General features: G+C 61.1%; 2 protein-coding genes and 2 pseudogenes. 2 read left to right on the forward strand and 2 right to left on the reverse strand.

What is annotated here, in order from left to right; all coding sequences use genetic code 11:
• Positions 1 to 282: pseudogene (locus AC1DQR_RS40110) on the forward strand (IS481 family transposase); the annotation flags it as partial.
• A 226-nt stretch (positions 283 to 508) separates the two neighbouring features.
• Here the strand turns inward: AC1DQR_RS40110 and AC1DQR_RS40115 are convergent.
• Positions 509 to 1,308 (reverse strand): annotated as a pseudogene (locus AC1DQR_RS40115) (IS5 family transposase).
• 110 nt (positions 1,309 to 1,418) lie between these two features.
• Between AC1DQR_RS40115 and AC1DQR_RS40120 the strand changes: the two are divergent.
• Entirely contained in the window at positions 1,419 to 1,724 is a 306-nt protein-coding gene (locus AC1DQR_RS40120) for a chorismate mutase (RefSeq protein WP_416046726.1), read from the forward strand.
• A gap of 497 nt (positions 1,725 to 2,221) precedes the next feature.
• On the opposite strand, the gene AC1DQR_RS40125 is transcribed toward AC1DQR_RS40120, so the two are convergent.
• A partial coding sequence (locus AC1DQR_RS40125) for an acyl-CoA dehydrogenase (RefSeq protein WP_477135123.1) occupies positions 2,222 to 3,773 on the reverse strand: 1,552 nt, incomplete at its 5' end.

Raw genomic sequence — 3,773 nt, forward strand, 5'->3', positions numbered from 1 at the left:
GTGTGCCCCGGCTATTGCGGAGCCCAGGACACCTTCTATGTCGGCACGCTCAAAGGCGTGGGCCGCGTCTACCAGCAGACCTTCGTCGACACCTACTCGAAGGTGGCCTTTGCCAAGCTCTACGATCGCAAGACCCCGTTGCCAGCCGCCGGCCTGCTCAACGACCGCGTTGTGCCGTTCTTTGACAGCTACGGCATCCCGCTGTCGCGCGTGCTGACTGACCGCGGCACCGAGTACTGCGGCAATCCCGAGCATCACGAATACGAGCTCTATCTGGCCGTGGAAACACCAAAGTACCACAAGCGCAACTTGCCAAGCTGCGTTATCTCGCAAACGGCGCAGGTGATGCCTTCCGGGCGCGTGGCCAGCAGGCCAATATCGAAACGTCGCGCGAACCCGATATCTTCCTCGGGAAGCAGTAGGTCTATAATTGGCTGGAAGCGTTAGAGCTAGACTGCCCCCCTGGCTCAGGTTGAACCGGAAATACCAGCGCACCGCCTAGAGCGTGTTATGCACTTTGCAGGATGGCTACGGCCTGAACAAGCATGAGCATGACGAAGACAAGGAAATGTAAGCCGACCAGAGTTTCGGGCAAACGCTCGTAGTCGTGCGCGAGCCTCCGAAAGCGATTGACCCAGCCGAAGCTGCGTTCCACAACCCATCGTCTGGGCAAAAGGATGAAGCCCTTGCCCTTCTTTGTCTCGGGCAGTTTTATCACCTGCAACTCGATGCCTTCGTCGCGCGCCACTCTTGCCGGCTCTTTACCGGTATAGCCCTCAACTTCACTGTCTGGCCGCTTGCCTGCTGCACTTGCCTGGCCAGCTACTGGACTTGGGCTCGCTCTTGTTCATTTGCTGGCGTTACGCGCACGGCAAGCAAATAGCCCAGCGTGTCGACAGCCATATGAACTTTGCTTCCCCTCTTGCGCTTGTACCCGTCGTACCGTGCCCTTGGTCCGCTTTCGCAGGTCGATTGCAAAGTCCGACCGTCGAGAATCACGGCGCTGGGCTGCCCTCGACGCCCCTGTGCGACACGCAATATCGAACGCAAGTCGCTGACCATTGCCTCAAAGCACCCTGCTCGCAGCCAGCGCTGTGTTTGCTGATATACCGCTTCCCACGGTGGAAAATTGGTCGGCAGAAGTCGCCAGGCCGCACCGGCACGTGCTATCCAACGCAGCGCGTCGAACAGTTCGCGGGACTCATGCTTGCGCTGTGGCGCGCCCTCGGTCATCAGCGCCAAATAGGGAGCAGCAAAGCTCCATTCTTCGTCCGACACGTCCGTCGGATACGGTCTGCGTTTCGTCATTTCACTACGACATCGGTCGTGACGAAAAGTGCATCGCATACGCTAATCTGCTATCTTTTGCAGTCCAAAACGTGCTAACTCGATCAACGCGCCGACGATAAGGGACCCACATGACAGATATTCAGCCCCCACAGGCGGAGCTTCTCGAACTCCGCAAGAGCATCGACAACATCGACGCAGCAATGGTCCATCTGCTGGCCGAACGCTTCCGTTGCACGCGGCAAGTTGGCGCATTGAAGGCACGCCACAATCTGCCGCCCACGGACCCCGCGCGAGAACACGCGCAGGTCCAGCGCCTTCGCAGTCTGGCGGAGACAGCGGGACTCGACCCAGAGTTTGCGCAAGCGTACCTTGCATTCGTCATAAGCGAAGTGATTCGCCATCACAAGGAAGTGCCTCGCGAAATGTCGACCTGAGCTGTCGGTGAACGGGTAGCCGCACTAGGAGTTCGCGACGCCCCTCTGGCATTAGTTCAGCGGCGCCTTCCGGGTGTCACAGTTCTTTGTCACGCACAGTTGGGCCATAGGCCATACTGACTCCACGCTCCTCGTGTGGCAGAGACATCCGAGGGTCCTCCCCAAGTGCGCCGCAGGTTCGATGGCAGCAGGGAGACCACTATCCCGTGAATAGGACGACAAAGCTCCATTTCTCATCGGAGACATCTGTCGGTAGGGGCTGCGCTTCGTCATCTCACCACGACATCATTCGTGGCAGAAAGTGCATAACACGCTCTAGCTGATGACCACCGCCGGGAAGCGGTGGCCATGGTAGAGCGATTTCGTCTTCATCATCGCACCATTTTACGCGACCGCCCCATCAACGTGACAGTGCCAGAGGGAGTCAACACCGTCATCATTTCAATCGGCGTTGGCACAACTTGTCGGCTTCGGCAAATGCCCGCTACCGTGCGCTCTCAGAACTGCGCTTCGCTCAACGCATTGACCGGCACCGCACCCGCCACGATGGCATCGCGCAAACCCGATGCCTGTGACAGGATGTGCTCCGCGAAGAAATGCGCCGTCGAGATCTTGGCGTCGTGGAAGGACGGATCCTCGCCACGCTTCGCATCTGCCGCAAGCATCGCGCGGCCAAGCTGCCAGCCCAGCGTCTTGCGGCCGACGAGGTCGTTCGCCTGGATCGCGGTCGTGCCTTCGTAGATCGGCAGGATGCGGGCATCGCGATAATGCTGGGCCGCGCCGGTCTCCTCGATGAAGCCCATGCCGCCATGCACCTGCACGCCCAGGCTGGTCACATCGATCGACAATTCGGTGCTCCAGCCCTTGACGATGGGCACCATGAACTCGTAGAACGCCTGGCTTTGCTTGCGCACCGCGTCGTCGGCATGCTGGTGCGCCGTGTCGCACGCGGCCGCGGCCACATACGCTACCGCGCGCRCGCCTTCGATCAGCGAGCGCATGGTCATCAGCATGCGCTTGACGTCCGGGTGATGAATGATGGTCACAGCCTCGCGTGCGGAACCATCGACCGGACGGCTTTGCACGCGCTCGCGGGCAAAATTCACAGCCTGCTGGTAGGCCCGCTCCGACACGGCGATGCCTTGCATGCCGACCGAGAAGCGCGCCGAGTTCATCATGATGAACATGTATTCCAGGCCGCGGTTTTCCTCGCCGACCAGCGYGCCGATGGCGCCACCGTGGTCGCCGAACTGCAGCACGGCTGTGGGGCTGGCCTTGATGCCCAGCTTGTGCTCGATCGACACGCAGTGCGCATCATTGCGCGCGCCCAGCGAACCATCCTCATTCACCAGGAACTTGGGCACGATGAACAGCGAGATGCCCTTGACGCCCTCGGGTGCCGYGGGCGTGCGCGCRAGAACGAGATGGACGATGTTCTKCGCCATGTCGTGCTCACCGTAGGTGATGAAGATCTTGGTGCCGAACACCTTGTAGGTACCGTCRCCCTGCGGCTCGGCGCGCGTGCGCACGGCCGCCAGGTCCGAACCGGCCTGCGGCTCGGTCAGGTTCATGGTGCCGGTCCATTCGCCGGAGATCAGCTTGGGCAGGAAGGTGGCCTTCTGCGCGTCGCTGCCCGCGGTCAGCAGGGCTTCGATGGCGCCGTCTGTCAGCAGCGGGCACAGCGCGAACGACAGGTTCGCCGTGTTCAGCATCTCGTTGCAGGCRGTGGCGATCAACTTGGGCAAGCCCTGGCCGCCAAATTCCTGCGGATGCAGCACGCCCTGCCAGCCRCCTTCGCCAAACTGGCGGAACGCGTCCTTGAAACCGGGCGTGGTGGTAACCACGCCRTCCTTCCAGCTGCTGGGATCGGTGTCGCCAATGCGGTTGAGCGGCGCCACCACTTGTTCGTTGAATTTGGCTGCCTCGTCGAGCACCGCCTGCGCCGTCTCCGGCGTGGCGTCCTCGAAGCCAGGCAGCTTGCTGACTGCGTCAAGATCAGCCAGTTCGTTCATCACGAACAACATGTCCTTGAGCGGGGCACGGTAGGTC

It is taken from the genome of Cupriavidus sp. 05L411 (genome assembly GCF_056398045.1).

Excerpts from the sequence above, each read along its gene's own strand:
- AC1DQR_RS40120 (WP_416046726.1), top strand. The coding sequence starts at position 1,419 with ATGACAGATATTCAGCCCCCACAGGCGGAGCTTCTCGAACTCCGCAAG.